This is a genomic window from Bradyrhizobium sp. WCU1 (assembly GCF_053474805.1).
Map to the genome: position 1 here is coordinate 3765487 of NZ_CM130280.1, position 19636 is coordinate 3785122.

Genomic DNA, 19636 nt, shown 5'->3' on the forward strand with positions numbered 1-19636 from the left:
ATCCTCACCCTCAGGTCTAGTCGCATTAAATCAGACTCGGGAATCGTGGCAATTCATGAACGGCTTGAAAAGCGCGTTGAGGCGCACAATTGCCTCACTGTCGCGTATCTGCCACACGAAGAGCGATCGACGTGCCGCGACCATCAGGGCCCTCCACGTCAATGCCGCCAAAGGACGCCGCACTTTTTTGCTCAAGGCCAAACTCAACGAGTGCCACCCCGCGGACGAAGTGGTAATTTTACAGGTCAAAGTCCGCATCATCCACGTCAGGTTCACCAAGGACCGGCGGGCAACGAGGAGGCGCTAATCATCCGCAAAATTCCGTTTTTCAGAACAGATGCCGATCAATTTCTTTCCAGAAATCGAGTTGCCTAGATGATCCAGCGGCGGCACGTCTTCCATATCGGTGGTTACGATCCAATCACCCCCGAAGAGCAGGTCGAACGCTTGCGGCGGTCGCTCTCGAGCTTCCAAAAGATTTGGGGCGCTTCCTCACGGCTGTCGGAATTATCGAGCACTTCTGCAATTAGTGCTTCATGCAGCCTGGAAGCGTGGGGGCCGAACTGGAAAACTCACTCCACCTTCGAAATGCTCCGCTGGGATGATCTCATCCGGTGCGACGCGAAAGTCGGCTTCGTGTCTCGCCTCGTTCAATCGTTGAAAGCGCTGTTCGATTTCATCGTAACGGGAACGATATTCAGATACGCGATCGCAAGCTGGAAGTACGCTCTCTTTTTCATGTTTCCATATTGCTGTTTGCTGCTGATCGCATTTTGCAGCGTTGGGCTGTCATATCTGTTGATCAGGCTCATACACGCGACATTTTGGATAGAATTGCTGGTTGGATTTTTTTTGTCGCTTGCCATCTTCGTCGGCGCGATGCTCTGGATTGGACCAAGGCGCAGGATAAATCACATTCTCGATGATGCCATTTTCTCCCACCAATTTCTTTACGGGCGGAAGAGCGAACTTGATAAGCGGCTCGGCGCTTTTGCGGACCTGATAGCAAGAACGGTTCGGGCCGCAGAAGTTGATGAAGTTCTGATTATTGGCCATTCCCTTGGTGCGGCGCTCACAATTGCGGCGGTCGCGCGCGCGCTGAAATCGGATCCTCCGCTCGAAGCGTGCGGACCCAAGCTATGCATTCTCACGGTCGGCGCCACTATACCTAAATTCTCGCTACATCCGATGGGGGGGCAAATACGGGAAGCGGCGCAACTCGTGGCCGGAACGCCAGCGATAGACTGGGTCGAATACCAGGCACGAGATGACGCAATCAGCTTCTATCGCTTCGACCCCGTCACCCTGAAACGTGTCAGTCGAGACCATCCGGGTTGCCGCCCGAGGATTCGGCGCGTCCAGATACATTCGATGGTCAGTCCGATGCGCTTCAAACGTCATCGCTTCAACTTCATGCAGATCCATTATCAGTTTCTGATGGGAAACGATCAGCGCTCGGCCTACGACTATTGCATGATTACTTGCGGGCCGCTCGACTTCGACGTTTCGACTTCGCCGTGCGGAGCGGTTGGGCTGTTCGAGGCGGACGGTTCGGTGATGACGACCGAAGTTGACGATCGGCTTGACCCGTCATGTCGAGAATAGCGTAGCCGGTTGCCAGCTGCCTCTGCCGGCACTTGCCGGCACCAGGTTGTTGAGCTGAGTAGGGTGCGTAGGCGCCATGATAGACGATCGGGATCCGGGCGTTTCCGTCGCCGGTTCCGACGTCGTGTATGGTGTCCTCTGCTGCTGCCATTGCGGCACCTTCTGCAGCTTGTCGGGATTGCCGGGCACATGAACAGCGACGATCCGCATCAATAGTGATCCGCTGGCTTTCTCCTGCGCGACCCCCATATCCTGAGCGACATGGAAATCATTCGCGCGGACGCGCTCCCAAGATCGGCTGAGGACGTCGATTTTTCCTTCGAGATTGATCGTATCGTCGTAGAGCCGTTCGATGCGGTGCCGTTGCGCGTCGAGCCGCTCTCGCAAAGGCATAAAGCCTATGGGCTGGACGATGCGCTGTTTGAACGATGCGACGGCACCGACAAGGTGCTGTTCCTGGCAAGCGAAGCGGGAAATCTCGCCGGATACATCACCGCCAGCCTGGGATGGAACGGCTGCGCCATGGTCGATGATTTCGCAGTGGCCCGATCATTTCGCCGACGAGGATTGGCTAGCGCGTTGATGGATCGGATTGTCGATTGGGCGCGTGACAAAGGGCTGGGAGCGATCCGGTTGGAGACCCAATCCAACAACGTCGCAGCTTGCAGCTTCTACCAGCGCTATGGCTTTGTCCTCGGCGGCTACGATCGATTTCTCTATCGCGAACTGGGTTCGGACACGGCCGACGAGGTGGCACTCTTTTGGTATCTTGATACTCGCTCCCGTAAGCCGGGCGACAACCGCATACCGAACGAGTCGTCGAGGGATGAAGGGCTTTGCCCGCAATGACATCGGCAGCTGCGCCATCCCGCGATGAGGAGACCGTTGAAGCGGCTTCACCTCGCTGACGGGCCCGCACGCCAGCGCCTCGCGAGCGCGACTGGGAGCCGCGTTCCATCGTGACAAAAGCGGCTCTCGGCGAAACGAGCCAATCGGAGCGGCCGCACGTCATTAACCTTAATTTTTCCTTTCGATTGTCAGTAAAATTTTATCGATTATCCTCGTGACGGTTGAGCGGTGTGACGAACCGCACAATGAGAGGCGAGAGCCGAGTGGCTCGACGGCCTCTCTGAAATCGAAGGGTGGGCAGAGCGCAGTGCCAGCCACCTTTCGGGCTGTCCGGCGGCGGCCGGCGGGGCAAATCAATTTCTGAAGTGCATTTGATTGCCAGATTGCGGCGCATCGCGTGCCGCATGATGCTTCACAATTGGGATGTTCCAAATGACGTTCGCGCATCTATTGATCGCGGCCGGTGGCGGCTTTGTGCTGCTGGCCGGCTTCGTCGCATTTGCCCTTTGGCGAAACGCACTCCATTCGACAGCGCGGATTTAGCAACCGGCGAGATCTGACTCCGGCGGCCTCGCTCATGGGGGTGAGTGAAGCCTGCGGGGATGGCCGCACCGCCGCGCGGCCTGACAGCCGAGCACCGCGCCTACAACCTGCCCCAAGGCGACGCGTGCTCGGCTGTTCATTATTCAAACGACCTTCACCGTTCGAAGCATTGATCGTGAGAGCAACTTGCTTCGACGCTGAGAGCGTCGGCGAGGAAGATCATTCGGTGCGTGTCGTGGTGGCGGCCCCGTTGCGCTCTCTGCGCGTCAATGCGGCCGCGCGGGAGGTGCGATCAATTCCGTCGCATCGGGGATGTTGTGCAGCTTGTCGGGATTGCGAGTCACAAAGATCGCAACGACCCGTTCGTTCTCGATCTGCAGGGCGGTCGTTTGAACGAGGCCATCCTCGATGGTGATGAAGCCGGGCAAGCCGTTGATGGTTGCGTAGCGGATCAAGCGTGAGGGATGCACAACGAACAGGCGAGCGAGCCCCGCGAACCGCTCCATCGCCGCTTCGAGGCCGACCAGCGGTCGAACAGGTGCCGGGACCCGGCCACCGCCGTCGGCGTAGACCACGACATCTTCGGCGAGCATCGCGCGCAATGCGGCGAGGTCGCCGGTCCTGGTCGCAGTGAAGAAGGCATTGGCCAGCCGCAGGCCTTCTTCATCGCCGACCACGAATCGCGGCCTGGCATCGTGGATATGCGCGCGGGCTCGGCTGGCGAGCTTGCGGCAGGTCGCGGCCTCGCGTCCGATCGTCTCGGAGATGGCGTCGAACTCCATTCCGAAGACGTCATGCAGCAGGAAGGCTGCCCGTTCCAACGGCGACAGCCGCTCCAGCGCGATCATCAACGGCAGTATCAGATCGTCGGCGGTCTCCTCCTGCTCGGGATCGAAGAACGGCTCGGGCAGCCACGGTCCGACATAGGCAGCGCGCCGGCGCCGCGCGGATTTCAATTCGTTCAGGGATAGGCGGGTGACGATGGTGTAGAGCAGGGCCCTGGGATCGCGCATCCGGTCGCGATCGGCGGCGAGCCAACGCAGCCAGGCATCGTGCACGACGTCCTCCGCGTCGGCCACCGAGCCCAGCATCCGATAGGCCAGCCGGATCAGCCGTGGCCGCAGATCGGCGAACATCTCGGCTGCCGCGGTTTCAGCCGCCTCTTTCATGACGCCGCCCGAATGGCCGCGGCAGTCGCCTCACGGCCACGCGCGAACTGAATTGCCGTCGTCGCCACGCGCCGTCCGAGGTGGCGCGCGGTCGCGAGATCAGATTCAGGCGGCGCAGTGTCGGCACCCTCGTCGGTGTTCGACTGCGCGCCGGCGCCGAGCCAGAACCCCAGCCGGTTCGGATCGGCCGCTGATCCCGATGCGGAGTTGTTGCCCGGCGGCAGGTCGAGATTGACCCAATGCATGCCGTGCTGGGCGGCGAACAGGGCAAGCTGGATCAAGGTGGAGAGCTTATCGCCGGCGTGGGCCCCCGAATTGGTGAAGCCGGCCGCGAGCTTGTCTTTCCAGCGATAGCCCTTGGACATCACCGCACCCGAGGTTGCTTCCTGAAACGCTTTGAAGGCCGCGGACGCCGCGCCCATGTAGGTCGGCGTGCCGAAGATAAATGCTTCAGCATCCAGCAAACAATCCCGATTCTGTTCCACGTCCTCCACAGGCACCAACAGGGCCTCCGCGCCATCGACATCCCCGACGCCGGACCAGACGGCCTCCGCCTGGCGCCGGGTGTGGCCATACGCGCTATGATAGATGATCGCGATCAGGGTGCGACCGCCGCCGGTTCCGATAGGATGCATGCTGTCCTCTGCTGCTGCCATTGCAGAGGCTAAGACAAGGCAGCGCGTCGAAACGTGACATGCGCTGCGAATTTTTGCCCGGAGGATATTGCGCCAATTGACCGCCGCTCAGGCGGTCGCGGTGGCCGCCGGCTGCTTTGCATGGGGTTGTTTTCGTTATTTTGGCGGGAGCCGGCCGCCGATCTCGAACCTGCGGGTGATCCCGATCGCCTCCAGGAAGGCCTCATCGTGGCTGACGACCAGCAAGGCGCCGTCATAGGCGCGCAACCCGGCCTCGACCGCTTCCATCGAGTCAACGTCGAGATGGTTGGTCGGCTCGTCGAGGATCAGCAGCGGTGGCGGCGTTGGCCCGCCCAGGACGCAAGCGAGGCCGGCACGAAGCAGCTGGCCGCCGCTCAGGTCCGCGACGGTCTGCAGGGCCGCGTCGGCGCGAAACATGAAGCGCGCCAGCGCGGCCCGGCAGGCGTTCTCGCCGGCATCCGGGTTGATGCGGCGGAAGTTGTCCAGGATCGAGGCCTTGGCATCGAGCAGGCTGACCGACTGATCGAACATCGCAAATCGGGTCATCACCTCGACGGTGCCGCGCAACGCGGTCAGCTCTCCGCTGACGAGCTTGAGCAGCGTTGTCTTGCCGGCGCCGTTGGGGCCTGTGATCGCGACGCGTTCCGGACCCGACATGAAGAAGGTGAGGCCGCGCAGGATCGGCGCGTCCGCGCTGTGGCCGGCATCGGCGGCCTCGATGCGCAGCGCTATCCTGCCCGCCGGCAGATGCGTCGACGGCAGCTGCACCGAGAACGGTTGCAGCACCTCGATGCGCTGCCGCGCTGCGGCGGCAAGCTCGCTTGCCTGTGTTCGCCTGCGCTCGGCGAGCCGGGCCGTCTCGCCGCCGCTGTCCTCGCTGCGGTTCTTGCGCAGCCCGGCGGCGATCCGCGGCAGGTCGCCCTTGGCCCGCTTCCTCGCGCCGGCGCCGTCCTTGCGCGCCTTCCTCTCGGTGGCTTCCCTTGTCTTGCGGTCGATCTCGGCGACGCGTTTTTCGGCATCATCCAGATCGTGTCGTGCCGCCGACAGCTCGATCGCCTTGCGCGCGCGGTACTGGCTCCAATTGCCGCCATAGCGCGGGGCCTCCAGCGAGGTCAGTTCGACGATCGCATCCATGGTCCCCAGCAGCTCGCGATCGTGGCTGACGACGATGGCGCCTTGCCGCCAACCGACGAGCAGGTCGATCACCGCCTGGCGTCCTGCGCGGTCGAGATTGTTGGTGGGCTCATCGAGCAGCAGGAAATCGGGCTGCGCGAAGGTCAACGCAGCGAGGCGCGCCCTTGTGGCCTGTCCCCCTGACAGCATCGCCAGCGGGGTGTCGAGCACGTCATTCAGTCCGACGCGCGCGAGCGCGGCCGCGATGCGATCGTCGAGCGTCCAGTCGATATCCGCGAGCTCCTCTGCGCTCGCAAGGCCCTGCTCCGCACGGCGTAACGCTGCCAATGCGCGGCGGGCGCCGAACAGGTCGATGACGGATTCGTCCGGCCTCACCTGCACCGTCTGATGCAGCATCCCGACGCGTCCCTGAACCGCGACGGCACCGGATTGCGGCGCCTGCCGGCCTGCGATCAGGCCGAGCAGCGTTGTCTTGCCGATGCCGTTGCGGCCGACAAGGCCGGTCCGTTCAGGGCCGAAACTGAGATCGATGTTGGAAAGGAGAACCCGGCCGTCAGGCGCGGACAGGGTCAGATTCGAGAGCGTGATCGATGCTGGCATGGCGATGGATATCCCGGTGGGCAAGGCTGATGGGCGTTGCTGTCCGGATGAAATCCATGGCCGTCGGCATCCTCTCGAGTTGATGATTGATCAGCTTTAGTCGCGTATTGCGCCGGCATCAAGGCGTGAAGCAAAACGTCAGGCGGCTTCGGCGAAGGTCCAGCGGTCGGGATCGGGGGTGTGGCCGATCAAGGCGAGACCATAAGCGATCGATTCGAACTGGTCCGCCGAGGTCAATCGCGCCTCGCCGAAGCGTTCCGCGAACAGCCGCTGCACCGCCGGCACGAACGAGGTGCCGCCGGTCAGGAACACCTTCTCGACGTCGCGCGCGGTGATGCCGGATTTCGCGAGCGCCTCGTCCACCGTCGCGCCCAGCCGTTCGATGTCGTCGGCGATCCAGGATTCGAATTCGTCGCGCGTCACGGTGGCGCCGATATCGATGCCTTCGCGGGCGAAGCGGAACTCGACGCGGTCGCGGCTCGACAGCGCGACCTTGGTGTCGGAGACGGCGCGGTACAGCGCGAAGCCGAGATCGTGGTCGACGATGGTGATGAAATCGTGCAGCGGCGCCGGATCGAGTGCGGTGCGCGCCAGCTGCTGCAATTCGCGCAGATCGCCGTTGCCCCGCATCATCGCGAGCTGGTGCCAGCGCGCGAGGCTCGAATAATAGTGATTGGGGATTGGCAGCACCTTGTCGAACGAGCGGTAGTTGGTGCCCTTGCCGAGCCGCGGCGACACGATGTGGTCGACGATGCGGTAGTCGAACGTGTCGCCGGCGATGCCGATGCCGGAATGGCCCAGCGGCTCGGCGCGCAGCACGCCGCCCTGGCGCGAGAAGCGCATCACGGAGAAGTCGCTGGTGCCGCCGCCGAAATCGGCGACCAGCACGGTCGCATCGTGATCGAGGCTGCGCGCGAAGGAGAACGCCGCGCCGACCGGCTCGTAGACATAGCGCGCATGGCCGGCGCCGAGCCGCTCGAACGCGGCCCGGTAGCGCTGCATCGCGAGCTCGTCATTGGGATTGCCGCCGGCAAATTTCACCGGGCGGCCGACCATGATGGTCGGGGCGCCCAAATCGAACCCTTCGCCGGCATGGCGCGTCAGCGTGCGCAGGAACGCGGCGAGCAAATCCTCGAACTTGTAGCGCTGCCGGAATATCTGCGTGGTGTTGAAGGCCGAGCTTGCCGCGAAGGTCTTGAACGACTGGATGAAGCGATGGATCGTGCGTCCCTCGAGGAATTGCTCGATCGCCCACGGCCCGCCCTCGGCGCGCGGATGCAGGCCGGCGCCGGGCCGTTCCTCCCAGAAGCACAGCGCGGAGACATAGACGCTATGCGTGCGGCCGCCATGCTCGAAGCGAACAGCCTCGACACGGCCGTCGGCATCGGACAGCGCGACCACGGTGTTGCTGGTGCCGAAATCGACGCCAATCGAGACGGCGGGCGGAGCGCTCGACATGTCATGCTCGGGATTTGGTGTGAAAGGGGGCGGACCTTTAGCGGCTTTGGCCGGGCTTGCCAACCCTTGCCGAGCGCGCAAAATTCACGATCCGGCGAATGACAATGACTTCACGCGCGACCTCAGAAATTCGCCACGGTCTTCAGACCGAACACCAGCGCGTTCGGGTTCCTGCTGGTGCCGCCGGGATCGACGACATACTGGATGTTCGGCCGCACCTGCAGGCCGGCCAGCGGCCGGTAGGTGTAGTAGAGTTCCATGACGTATTCATTGCCCTGGACCGCGACCGGACCGAGGCCGGCCAGATTCTGCAGTTCCTCCGACCAAGCGATGCGGCCGTTGACATGGGTGGTGCCGACTGCAAATCCGATGTCGTCCTCGGGGCGGGATTGCAGAGGTCCGGTGTAGGTCAGACCACCCGCGATCTGATAATCGGTGGTCGCGGTGCGGCGATCGGCCATGGTCGCGTTGAAGAACAGGCTCAGCGCACCCGCGGAACTGACCTGCGACGAGCGGATCACCTGCTGAACGAAGCTGACATAGCCGCCGTAGCGTCCGCGGCTCTGCAGCAGGGGCTGGCCGCTGAGCATGGCCGGACTACCATTGATATCGGTGACCACATCGGGGGCGGTCGACGTGTCGTACCAGCCGCCGAATTTGTAGCTGCCCGGCAGATTGCCGAACTTCGGCAGCCAGGCGATCTCGGCCGGGATCAGCAGGCCGGTCGACCCCGAATAGAACACCGGAAGCGCCGATTGCGACACATTCAGATAATTCGGATTGGCGTCATAGACGCCGAACTGAAAATAGCCGAAGCCCGGTAGGTTGAACTTCAGTCGCGTTGCCCATTGGCTGACCGGCCAATTGTAGATGTAGTTGCCGACCAGGTTGCCGGGCTGCGCGCCGCAGAAGGTCAGGTTCTGGAAATCGCAGGCGAAAGATGCGAAGTCCTCGCCGAAGGTGATCCGTCCAATCTTCCAGTCGATGAGGTCACCGATGAACTTCTGGTCGTACCAGAACTGCGTCAGCCGCAGCGTCTGGCCGCGTCCGAACAATTCCTGCACCTGCTGTAGCGTGCCGAGCCGCGCGTCGTCGCTCAGATTGCTGCCGTTGCGGTCGGTCCAAGTGACCTGGATCGTGCCGTCGGGCACGACACCGAGCTTTGCCAGATCAAACGTGGTGCCGAAGGTCCATTGATCGGTGTAGGCCGCATCACGCCGCTGACCGCCGGTTGCGTTGCCGGCGACCTCGCTGGTGTAGCCGAACTGGAAGTCGATGCCCGCATTCGACAGGCGGGTGCGCGCGCCGTTCCAGTCGCCGAGCAGCCAGGGAACAGGTGCGGGCGCGGCCGCTGCGCCGGGCGTGGTCAGATCGGCCGCATGCGCGACGTCGCCGCCTGCACAGGCCGACATCGCCGCGATGCCCAGCCAAAGATAGATCGCCGTCGGATGTCTCGCTCGGCTGCGGGACGACGCGCGCATGACGACGCTCCCCGGTTCAATCCTTCAATGCGTAGGCGATGACGTAGTCGCCGCGTTTGGTGCCGAACGAGCCGTGGCCGCCGGCCGCGGTGACGACGTACTGCTTGCCGTCCGCTTCGTAGCTCATCGGCGTCGATTGCGCGCCGGCGGGCAGGCGGTCTTCCCACAGCACCTTGCCGTCGCGCACGTCGTAGGCGCGGATCGTGTACTCGTAGGTCCCGGTGTAGAACGCGACGCCGCCGGCGGTCGTGATCGGGCCGCCCAGCATCGGAACGCCCATCTTGAACGGAAGCGGCAGCGGCGTGGTGTCCCGGATCGTGCCGTTGGGATGCTGCCAGACGATCTTCATCGTCCGGAGATCGATCGCCGCCATCGAGCCCCATGGCGGCCGGTAACACGGCACGGACAGCGGCGAGAGGAAGCTCGAGATGTCCACCCCGAACGGGGTGCCGTACATCGGCTGCGTCCCGACTTCGCTGCCGACCGGCTTCTCGGCGGTCGGCGCCGGCGGATTCTGCGGGCCGCGCGGGATCAGCCTCGACCTGAACGGCAGCGACATCGGATTGGCGATCGCGATCTGCCTGACGGGATCAACCGCGATGCCGCCCCATTCGAACATGCCGAGATTGCCGGGGAAGACTAGCGTGCCTTGCAACGACGGCGGTGTGAAGGTGCCCTCGTAACGAAGCTGGTGGAACATGATCCGGCACAGCAACTGATCGAAGATCGTGCCGCCCCACATGTCGGCGCCGGTCAGCTTCGCCTCCGGCCGGAACGTCAGTTCGGAAAACGGCTGCGTCGGCGCGCTGCGGTCGCCGGGCGCGGGCCCCTGCGGCACCGGACGCTCCGGCGCCGGCACGATCAATTCGCCGGTCCTGCGGTCGAGCACGAAGATATTGCCCACCTTGGTCGGCTGGATGATCGCGGGAACGACGCCCTTGGCCGTGGTGACGTCGACCAGGCTCGGTTGTGAGGGAACATCCATGTCCCAGAGGTCATGATGCACGGTCTGGTACGACCAGGCGCGCTTGCCGGTATTGACATCGAGCGCGACGATCGAGCTCGAATAGCGCTCGACCAAAGCATCGCGATTGCCGCCCCAAATGTCTGGCCCGTTGTTGCCGGTCGGGATGTAGACCAGATTTAGTTTCGGATCGAACGAGGCGGTGATCCAGGAGTTCGGCGAACCGTTGGTGTAATGCCGCGTCGGGGATGGCAATGCATTCTCGTCAGCCGCGCCGGAATCCCAGGCCCAGACCAGTTTGCCGGTATAGACATCGAAGCCGCGGATCACGCCGGACGGCACTTCGACCGCATAATTGTCGATCACCGCGGCAGCGACGACCATGATCCTGTCGCTGACGACCGGCGGTGACGTCGGCTCGAAGAAGCCCGCGGTCTTGATCCCCATGCCCTGCTGGAGGTCGAGGATGCCGTGATCGGCAAAGCCGTCGCACAGCTTGCCGCTGTCGGCATCGAGCGCGATCATGCGGCCGTCATTGACCGGTAGGAAGATCCGCCGCGGGCACTCGGCTGGCGCCGGGCTGCCGCCGGAGTCGACGGCACCCTGCGCGGTCTCGTGATAGGAGACGCCGCGGCAAGTCATGTGCTGGAACGTCTTGTTGTGCACGAGCTTGGGGTCGTAGCGCCAGCGCTCGGTGCCGGTCCTGGCGTCGAGCGCGAACAGCACCTGATGCTGCGAGCAGAGATAGAGCGTGTCGCGCACCTTGATCGGGGTGACCTCGAAGGTGGTTTCGCCGGAATCCTCAGGCGTCGCCACGTCGCCGGTGCGGAAGATCCAGGCGACCTTGAGCTTGCCAACATTGTCGGGTGTGATTTGCTTGAGCGGCGAATAGCGTTGTCCGAACTGCGTGCGGCCATAGGCGCGCCAGTCGCCGTCCGGCTGCGGGTCGGCTTCGCTTTGCGGCACGGCAGGCCCGGATGCGGCAATCGTGCCGTTGATGTCGTGATAGCTCGAAAGCAGCGCGGCCACGAGGACGGCAGCTGATGCCACGACGCCGATCCAGAGCGGCGCTGTCGCGCGCGCGTAGGACATAGGCTCGCCTCGAATCAGGGCGCGAACGATCACCGGCGTCAGCAGCCAGAGTGCCATCGGGAAGATGATGTCGCCGCGCGCCGCGAGCGGCCACCAGTCGAGACGCACCTCGTGCACAGCCCACGCCAGCGTGCCGACCAGCACGATCGCAAACAGCCATAGCGCGGAGCGCCGCTGCATCAGCAGCAACGCCGCCGTGGCGAGGACGCCGACGCCGAGGACGATGTAGAAGATGGAGCCGCCCAGGGCGGCGAGCCAGATTCCGCCCGCCGCGAGGACCAGGCCGATCAAGGCGTAGACGATGGCTGTGATAAGGACTGCCCTGGATCGCTGCATGGCCACTCCGGTGCGCAAGAGGGACCGGGCTTGTCGTGCAAGCGCAAAAGACCGTGTCCGCCTGCAAGGACTGTGGTTCAGCCAATCGCAACTTGCAACCTGGAACTGCGGCGTGGATGCTGCCGCCGGCGCTGACGCAAAGGTGAGGGGGCTTCAGCGAATTTTGTATCGACGCGCCCTTCCGGTCCCGCGCAGGCGCTGCTCTATACCGTCGGCAGATTTCATCGCCGAAAGCTGGCTCGCAGGAGACGCACAATGACACTGAACCCTACAGCCAAGAATTATCGCGTCGCGGTCGCCGCCTACGAGGCAGGCCGGCCGAGCTACCCCGCGGAGATCGTCGCCGCACTGCCGCTTCAGGCCGCGCGCTGTGTCGTTGATCTCGGCGCCGGAACCGGCAAGTTCACCCGCCTGCTGCTGCAGCATCTGCCCGCGACCACGCGTCTGGTTGCGGTCGAACCGGTCGCCGAAATGTCGGCCAAGCTGGCGCAGGAAGCAAGGGTGGAGGTCATCAACACCCGCGCCGATGCGATCGGTCTTGCAACCGGCAGCGTCGATCTCGTGACCTGCGCCCAGTCGTTCCACTGGTTCGACAACGAGGCGTCGGTCGCCGAGATCGCACGGCTGCTGCATCCCGGCGGCACGCTGGCGCTGGTCTGGAACAACAGGGATGATCGTGCGCCATGGGTGCACGCATTGTCCGCCATGATTGAAGGCTACGCCGGCGACACGCCCCGGCAACGCTCGGGACGCTGGCGCTGGATCCTGAACGATGCCCGCTTCGTGCTCGAGAAGGAAATCGTGCAGGACCATCCGCACCGGATGGCGCGCCAGGACGTCTTCGAGCGCGTCACATCGACCAGCTATGTCGCCAATCTTCCTGATACGGAGAAGGCGGCCCTTCGCAAGAAGACCGATGACATCCTGCGTGAGGCCGGTCTCGGTGACGCCGACGAGGTGGTGTTTCCCTATATCACGCAGCTCTTTCTGCTGAAACGGGTCTAGGTCACGCTATGGCACGGCACGTCCTTGCTCGACGACCTGCTTCAGGCGTGGAAGAGTCATGCGCCAATAGAACGCGACGTGCTTCGCGCCTTACTCGGAGCCGATTTCCCATCCGTTCCTGCGGCGGATCGGTGACGGCGGCACCTGCTGGGTTACGGTCAGCACCGTCTCGCCGCCGTCGGTCGTGAGCGTCATCATAACAGTCGCATAGGATTGCGGAACGTCGGGCAGGCCGGAGACCTGCGACCAATAGGAGTATGCGAGCAGCATTGGCGGCTCGATGCGGATGACTCGGCCCTTGTCGCGATAGTGCTTCGCGCCGATCTCCGCCTCGATCTCGATCGGCGCACCGATCTGCCAGTCCGTCGTGAAATGTGCGTTGCGCCACGTCTCGCCCGCTTTGGGATCCAGGATCGCGTCCCACACATGCTTGGGCCGCGCCGCGATGCGGATCGACTCGGTGACGGACTGGAAGACCGGGATTTCGTTCGTCATCGCATGCTCACTTGTCGCCCACGATCTTCCATTTCCCGTCCGCGCCACGCCGCAGCGCCGGATCGCCGATCCGGATGTTGCTTGCCAGAAAATCGATGAAGGCGCGCACCCGTGCCGGCAGCGGACCGGCGTGGCCGACATAGACCGCGTGGATGTCCTCGCGGTCGCCCGGATTGAGGTTTTGCAGCACCGGGACCAGACGCCCGGCTTCGATGTCGGGGCCGATATGGAACAGTGCCAGCCGCGCGACGCCGATGCCGCCGAGCGTAAGCTGGCGCGCGGTCTCGCCGTCGCTGGCGCGAGCGACCGGCGGCGGCAATGCTTCCTCGATCTTTTCAGCCCGGCGGAACGGCCAGCCGCGGATGCTGCGCGGAAAGGTCCAGCCGATGCCGCGGTGGGCGGCGAGGTCGGCCGGCGTCTTCGGGATGCCGTGGCGGGCGAGATAGGACGGCGCGGCAACCACCGCCATGCGGCTGGTGCCGAGCTTGCGCGCGATCAGCCGCGAGGCGCCGAGCGGGCCGGCGCGGATCGCGACATCGGCACGCGCCTGCATCAGATCGACCAGCGTGTCGGTCAGCACGACGTCGAGCGTGATGTCGGGATGCTCGCGCATGAAGCGCGGCAGCAGCGGCATCACATGCAGCATGCCGAACGGGATGTTGCTGTTGACGGTGAGATGGCCGCGCGGCACGCAGGAGGCGGCCTCGCGCTCGGCCTCGTCGATGTCGGCGAGGATGCGTTGCGCGCGCTGATAGAACGCCTGGCCTTCCTCGGTGAGCTGTAGCTTGCGCGTGGTGCGGTTGACCAGCCTTGTGCCGAGCCGCGTCTCCAGCCGCGACACCAGCTTGCTGACGCCCGACGGCGTCTGGCGCAGGCTGTTCGCGGCGGCGGTGAAACCGCCGAGGTCGACGACGCGGACGAACACGTCCATTTCGCCGGAGCGGTTGGTGTCGGTACGAGCCATCTTGAATTCACGTCACAAATGATTGGATTTCGGCCATTCTAATCCTTCCTCGCCCGGGCCGCTATCTCGCATTGCGGAATCCTTACCCTCCGGAGCGACACATGCCTCTCGCAGTCCTTGCCTTGACCGCCGGTGCCTTTGGCATCGGCACCACCGAATTCCTCATCATGGGACTGTTGCTGCAGGTCGCCGCCGACATGCATGTGTCGGTCTCCGCGGCGGGCCTCTTGATCTCCGGCTATGCGCTCGGCGTGTTCGTCGGCGCGCCGATCCTGACGCTCGCGACGCGCAAGATGCCGCGCAAGGCTGTGCTGCTGGCGCTGATGGCGATCTTCACGCTCGGCAACGCGGCTTGCGCGGTCGCGCCGAACTACGACCTCCTGATGGCCGCGCGCATCCTGACCTCGCTGGCGCACGGCACCTTCTTCGGCGTCGGCTCGGTGGTCGCGACCAGCCTGGTCCCGGAAGACAAGAGGGCGTCGGCGATCGCCACGATGTTCATCGGCCTCACGGTCGCGACCCTGCTCGGCGTGCCCTTCGGAGCCTGGTTCGGCCTGATGCTCGGTTGGCGCGCGGCCTTCTGGGCGGTGGCTGTCATCGGCGTGGTCGCCTTCATCGTGCTCGCGGTGCTGGTGCCCGGCCATGTCGGCGCCAAGGACAAGCCGGCGCCGCTGCGTGAGGAACTCGCCGTGCTCGGCCGCCCGCAGGTGCTACTCGGGCTCGCGATGACGGTGTTCGGCTTTGGCGGGCTGTTCGCGGTCTTCACCTATGTGCAGCCGATCCTGACGCGGCTCACCGGATTCTCCGACGCCGCGGTGTCGCCGATCCTGCTGGTGTTCGGCGCCGGCCTTGCGATCGGCAATGTCGCGGGCGGTCGGCTCGCCGATAAGGGGCTTGCGCGTGCACTGCTGGTGTCGCTCGGCGGGCTTGCCGCAGTCCTCGTCGCGCTGGCGGCGGTGGTCTCGATCAAGGCCTTGGCTGTGGCGCTCTTGTTCGTGCTCGGCATCGCATCGTTTGCAACTGTCGCTCCGCTGCAGCTTCGCGTGCTCGAAGCCGCGGGCGCCGAGGGCCGGACGCTGGCGTCCAGCCTGAACATCGCGGCGTTCAATCTCGGCAATGCGCTCGGCGCCTGGGCCGGCGGCGTCACCATCGATCGCGGTCTTGGTCTCGGCGCACTGCCGTTGGTTGCGGCCGTTATCACCGCGATCGGGCTGCTGCTCGCGCTGTGGAGCCTGCGGCTTGATCGGCCCGCTGTGCTGGCCGCGCAGTGTCCGGCGGAATGATTGGCATCACAAGGAGTACGACCATGGAATATCGCAATCTCGGCACGTCGGGTTTGAGAGTCCCCGTGCTCAGCTTCGGCACCGGCACCTTCGGCGGCCAGGGACCGTTGTTTTCCGCCTGGGGCCGCAGCGACGCCAGCGAGGCGCGGCGGCTGATCGACATCTGCCTCGAGGCCGGCGTCAATCTGTTCGACACCGCCGACGTCTATTCGAACGGCGCATCGGAGGAGATCCTCGGCGCCGCGATCAAGGGCCGCCGCGACAAGGTGCTGATCTCGACCAAGACCGGCCTGCCGATGGGCGACGGCCCGCTCGATGCGGGCACGTCGCGTTATCGCCTCGTCGCCGCGGTCGACGCCGCGTTGCGCCGGCTCGGCACCGATTACATCGACCTGTTGCAGCTTCACGCCTTCGACGCCTTCACGCCGATCGATGAAGTGCTGTCGACCCTCGACACGCTCGTGCGGGCCGGCAAGCTGCGCTATGTCGGCGCCTCGAACTTCTCCGGCTGGCATCTGATGAAGTCGCTTGGGATCGCAGAGCGGCACGGCTGGCCGCGCTATGTGGCGCACCAGGTCTACTATTCGCTGGTCGGCCGCGACTATGAATCCGAGCTGATGCCGCTCGCGCTCGATCAGGGCGTCGGTGCGCTGGTCTGGAGCCCGCTCGGCTGGGGCCGCCTCACCGGCAAGATCAGGCGCGGCCAGCCGCTGCCGAACAACAGCCGCCTGCATGAGACCGCGAAGTTCGGGCCGGCGGTCGACGACGAGAAGCTTTACGCGATCGTCGATGCGCTGGACGCCGTGGCCGCGGAGACCGGCCGCACCGTGCCCCAGATCGCGATCGCCTGGCTGCTCACCCGCCCGAGCGTGTCATCCGTGATCATCGGCGCGCGCGACGAGGCGCAGCTGCGCGACAATCTCGGTGCGGTCGGCTGGTCGCTCTCGCCGGACCAGATCGCGCGTCTCGACAAGGCAAGCGCCGTGATGCCGGCCTATCCCTACTACCCTTACCGGATCCAGGAGGGCTTTGCCCGGATCAATCCGCCGCCGGTGTAGGCGTAGGCCGATCGCTGGCTAGCGTCGCGATCTCACGCCTCGAGCTTGGTCTCGCAGACCTGCCGGCGGTACTCCGCCGGCGTCACGTTCATGTGCTGCCGGAACACGCGATTGAGGTGGCTCTGGTCGGCGAAGCCTGCCAGCAGCGCGATCTCCTTCAGCGCCACGCGGTCCCTGCGCAGATGCTGGCAGGCATGCTCGACCTTGCGCCGCAGCACATAAGCGTGCGGGCGCATGCCGTAATGGACGCGGAACTTGCGCGCGAACTGCACCGGCGTGCAATTGCAGATGTTCGCGAGCTCCTCCAGCGTGATGTTCCGGAAGATGTTCTGCTCGACATAGTCCTCTATCAGCCGCGCGTGCGCTGGGCGAAAGCGCCCCTGCGCGCAGGGCATCTTGAACTCGATCGCGGCGTATTTGCGCAGGATGTGCACGCTGGCCTGCAGCGCCAGGGCGTCGTAGCAGAGCCGGCCGCCGGGACCGCCCGCGGCGATTTCCTGGACCATCTGGTCGTTGATCCAGGTCAGCATCGGATCCTCGACCTTGAGCAGATCGTGGAGCTCGACCGTCTCGGCGTCGCGGTCGAACGCTTCGCTGGCGGTCTTCGTCATCAGCGTCGGCGAGATGTAGAAATGGCTGACCTCGATGTCGTGCTGCCAGCGCCAGTTCGAGGGCTCGGCGCGCGTCAAGAGCGTCGTGACGCCGCGGCCGACATGATCCTGCTTCCAAGCGCCGGTGACGCGGCGGTTCATCGATGTGACGCCGTCGCGATAGATCACGACGAGGTAGTTCTCCGACGGCGGGACCCAGATGTCGGATGGCGCATAGCGGAATATCCGCAGCCGGAAATCGTTGCGGCCAACCGGCGTACTATCCAGCTTCAGCTCGCCGGGAGCGTAGCGCGGCAGTTCCTCGACCGTGATCAACTGGCCCATCGCGCGAGCCTCCTCCCTGGAATCCGCGGCGCGATTGACGGCTTCTTCTTGGCCGGACGGCTGCGCACAGGATAGGCGGCTTTCACGGTTTGCCAAGGCGACCTATGGCCGAGCGCCGCCTGCAGCCGCGTTCCAGAGATTGTCGGTTTCATCCAAGCCCCGCATGCCGCAAGGGCCATAGCCTCCGGTGCGTTCCGGCAGCCCCACCGATGCCGCCGAGGACGAAATTGGCGCAACGCACCGTCATCCCGCGATGCAGCGGATGGGAAGGAGCGGGCGAGACACCACACAGGAGGAAACCATGACCGCGACCGCAACCAGGTCCAATGGAAGCAATGGCGTGCACGCGACATCTAAACTCGACGCCGTGGTGATCGGCGCCGGCGTCGCGGGCCTCTATCAACTGTTCCGCCTGCGCGAGCAGGGCCTGAATGTCAGGGCTATTGACGCAGGATCGAGCGTCGGCGGCACCTGGTACTGGAACCGTTATCCCGGCGCGCGCTTCGATTCCGAAGGCCACACCTATCAGTATCTGTTCTCCGAGGAGCTCTACAAGGGCTGGAGCTGGAGCGAGCGGTTTCCGGGACAGCCCGAGATCGAGCGTTGGCTGAACTATGTGGCCGACCGTCTCGACCTCAAGAAGGACATCCAGTTCGAGACCACGGTGAAAAGCGCGCATTTCGACGAGGCGGCGCAGCGCTGGCAGGTCACGACCGACAAGGGCGAAGTGATCGACACCCAGTTCCTGGTCACCTGCTGCGGCATGCTCTCGGCCCCGCACGTGTCGTTCCCGGGACAGGAGACGTTCAAGGGCAAGCTGTTCCACACCGCGCGCTGGCCGAAGGGGCCGATCGAACTCGCCGGCAAGCGCGTCGGCGTGGTCGGCAACGGCGCGACCGGGATCCAGGTGATCCAGTCGATCGCCGGCGAAGTCGGTCATCTCAAGGTTTTCATCCGCACCCCGCAATACATCATCCCGATGAAGAACCCGAAATGGGATGCGGCGGACGCCGAAGCCTACAAGTCGAAGTTCAAGTTCCTCACCGAACGGCTGCCGAAGACGTTCACCGGCTTCGAATTCGACTTCGAGCATGCCTGGGCCGACCTGACGCCGCAGCAGCGCCGCCAGGTGGTCGAGGATTGCTGGAACGACGGATCGCTCAAATTGTGGGTGTCGTCCTTCGCCGAATTGTTCTTCGACGAATCCGTCAACGCCGAGATCACCGAATTCGTGCGCGCGAAGATGCGGGAGCGGATCAAGGATCCCAAACTGTGCGAGCAGCTGATTCCGTCGGACTACGGCTTCGGCACGCACCGGGTGCCGCTGGAAAGCAATTTCCTCGAGGCCTTCCATCGGCCCAATGTCGAGATCGTCAGCGTCAAGGATAACCCGATTGCCCGCATCACGCCCGAGGGCATCCAGACCGCAGATGGCACGGCGCATGAATTCGACGTCATCATCCTGGCAACCGGTTTCGATGCCGGCACCGGCGCGTTGACGCGGATCGACATCCGCGGCCGCGACGGCCGTTCGCTGAAGGAGGATTGGGGCCGCGATATCCGCACCACCATGGGGCTGCAGGTCCACGGCTATCCGAACCTGTTCACGACGGCGGTGCCGCTCGCGCCTTCAGCCGCGCTCTGCAACATGACCACCTGCCTGCAGCAGCAGGTCGAGTGGATCGACGATTGCATCAAGTACATGCGCGGCAACAACCTGAACGTCATCGAGCCGTCCAGGGATATCGAGGATCAGTGGGTGGCGCATCACGATGAGACCGCCAACGCGACCCTGATCGCCAAGACCAACTCCTGGTATCTCGGCTCGAATGTCGAGGGCAAGCCGCGTCGCGTGCTGTCCTATTGCGGCGGTGTCGGCACCTACCGCCAGAAATGTGACGAGGTCGCCGCGAGCGGCTATCGCGGCTTCGCGATGCAGTAGGCCCGATCGCGATCGGATTTGGTAGCCCGGATGGAGCGAAGCGTAATCCGGGACCAGTGACACCGAC

Annotated in this window: 15 protein-coding genes; 6 read left to right on the forward strand and 9 right to left on the reverse strand. The window is 64.4% G+C overall.

The genetic code is table 11. The features are described 5' to 3' along the window. The first annotated feature begins 375 nt into the window (after nucleotides 1–375). The gene (locus ACTUWL_RS17560; RefSeq protein WP_021080935.1) at nucleotides 376–1605 is read left to right on the forward strand and encodes an alpha/beta hydrolase; all 1230 of its coding nucleotides are present in this window, start codon (nucleotides 376–378) and stop codon (nucleotides 1603–1605) included. A 261-nt stretch (nucleotides 1606–1866) separates the two neighbouring features. After that, complete coding sequence (locus ACTUWL_RS17565; RefSeq protein WP_021080936.1) at nucleotides 1867–2454, forward strand: GNAT family N-acetyltransferase; 588 nt, start codon at nucleotides 1867–1869, stop codon at nucleotides 2452–2454. Between the two features lie 809 nt (nucleotides 2455–3263). Here the strand turns inward: ACTUWL_RS17565 and ACTUWL_RS17570 are convergent. The 6 genes from ACTUWL_RS17570 to ACTUWL_RS17595 all read right to left on the reverse strand — a co-directional run bounded on the left by ACTUWL_RS17570 (nucleotide 3264) and on the right by ACTUWL_RS17595 (nucleotide 11887). Further along, nucleotides 3264–4166 carry a sigma-70 family RNA polymerase sigma factor gene (locus ACTUWL_RS17570; RefSeq protein ID WP_021080937.1) on the reverse strand — a complete coding sequence of 301 codons (903 nt, stop codon included), beginning with the start codon at nucleotides 4164–4166 and terminating at the stop codon, nucleotides 3264–3266. Continuing rightward, nucleotides 4163–4801 carry a flavodoxin family protein gene (locus ACTUWL_RS17575; RefSeq protein WP_021080938.1) on the reverse strand — a complete coding sequence of 213 codons (639 nt, stop codon included), beginning with the start codon at nucleotides 4799–4801 and terminating at the stop codon, nucleotides 4163–4165. The genes ACTUWL_RS17570 and ACTUWL_RS17575 overlap by 4 nt, the downstream gene beginning before the upstream one ends. Nucleotides 4802–4957: 156 nt before the next feature. After that, nucleotides 4958–6556, reverse strand: coding sequence for an ABC-F family ATP-binding cassette domain-containing protein (locus ACTUWL_RS17580; RefSeq protein WP_021080939.1), 1599 nt, complete (start codon nucleotides 6554–6556; stop codon nucleotides 4958–4960). A 138-nt stretch (nucleotides 6557–6694) separates the two neighbouring features. Next, a complete protein-coding gene (locus ACTUWL_RS17585) occupies nucleotides 6695–8014 on the reverse strand; it encodes an Hsp70 family protein (protein ID WP_021080940.1) in 1320 nt (439 codons plus the stop codon). Between the two features lie 122 nt (nucleotides 8015–8136). Further along, nucleotides 8137–9495 carry a carbohydrate porin gene (locus ACTUWL_RS17590; RefSeq protein WP_021080941.1) on the reverse strand — a complete coding sequence of 453 codons (1359 nt, stop codon included), beginning with the start codon at nucleotides 9493–9495 and terminating at the stop codon, nucleotides 8137–8139. A gap of 16 nt (nucleotides 9496–9511) precedes the next feature. Continuing rightward, nucleotides 9512–11887: a glucose/quinate/shikimate family membrane-bound PQQ-dependent dehydrogenase gene (locus ACTUWL_RS17595; protein ID WP_021080942.1), complete on the reverse strand. Its 2376-nt coding sequence runs from the start codon at nucleotides 11885–11887 to the stop codon at nucleotides 9512–9514. A 255-nt stretch (nucleotides 11888–12142) separates the two neighbouring features. Between ACTUWL_RS17595 and ACTUWL_RS17600 the strand changes: the two genes are divergently transcribed. Further along, nucleotides 12143–12892 (forward strand): class I SAM-dependent methyltransferase, encoded by a 750-nt coding sequence (locus ACTUWL_RS17600; RefSeq protein WP_021080943.1) that lies wholly within the window; start codon nucleotides 12143–12145, stop codon nucleotides 12890–12892. Nucleotides 12893–12982: 90 nt separating this feature from the next. On the opposite strand, the gene ACTUWL_RS17605 is transcribed toward ACTUWL_RS17600, so the two are convergent. After that, entirely contained in the window at nucleotides 12983–13387 is a 405-nt protein-coding gene (locus ACTUWL_RS17605; RefSeq protein ID WP_021080944.1) for an SRPBCC domain-containing protein, read from the reverse strand. A gap of 7 nt (nucleotides 13388–13394) precedes the next feature. Then, complete coding sequence (locus ACTUWL_RS17610; protein WP_021080945.1) at nucleotides 13395–14351, reverse strand: LysR family transcriptional regulator; 957 nt, start codon at nucleotides 14349–14351, stop codon at nucleotides 13395–13397. A 101-nt stretch (nucleotides 14352–14452) separates the two neighbouring features. Here ACTUWL_RS17610 and ACTUWL_RS17615 point away from each other — a divergent pair, with 101 nt between their 5' ends. Both ACTUWL_RS17615 and ACTUWL_RS17620 read left to right on the forward strand, forming a co-directional pair. Beyond that, complete coding sequence (locus ACTUWL_RS17615) at nucleotides 14453–15634, forward strand: MFS transporter (RefSeq protein ID WP_021080946.1); 1182 nt, start codon at nucleotides 14453–14455, stop codon at nucleotides 15632–15634. Between the two features lie 23 nt (nucleotides 15635–15657). After that, entirely contained in the window at nucleotides 15658–16692 is a 1035-nt protein-coding gene (locus ACTUWL_RS17620) for an aldo/keto reductase (protein WP_021080947.1), read from the forward strand. Nucleotides 16693–16724: 32 nt separating this feature from the next. Here the strand turns inward: ACTUWL_RS17620 and ACTUWL_RS17625 are convergent, their stop codons facing one another. Beyond that, nucleotides 16725–17627, reverse strand: a complete 903-nt coding sequence (locus ACTUWL_RS17625; RefSeq protein WP_021080948.1) for a helix-turn-helix transcriptional regulator — start codon at nucleotides 17625–17627, stop codon at nucleotides 16725–16727. Nucleotides 17628–17928: 301 nt separating this feature from the next. On the opposite strand from ACTUWL_RS17625, the gene ACTUWL_RS17630 reads away from it, so the two are divergent. After that, a complete protein-coding gene (locus ACTUWL_RS17630) occupies nucleotides 17929–19569 on the forward strand; it encodes a flavin-containing monooxygenase (RefSeq protein ID WP_021080949.1) in 1641 nt (546 codons plus the stop codon). Nucleotides 19570–19636 lie beyond the last annotated feature (67 nt).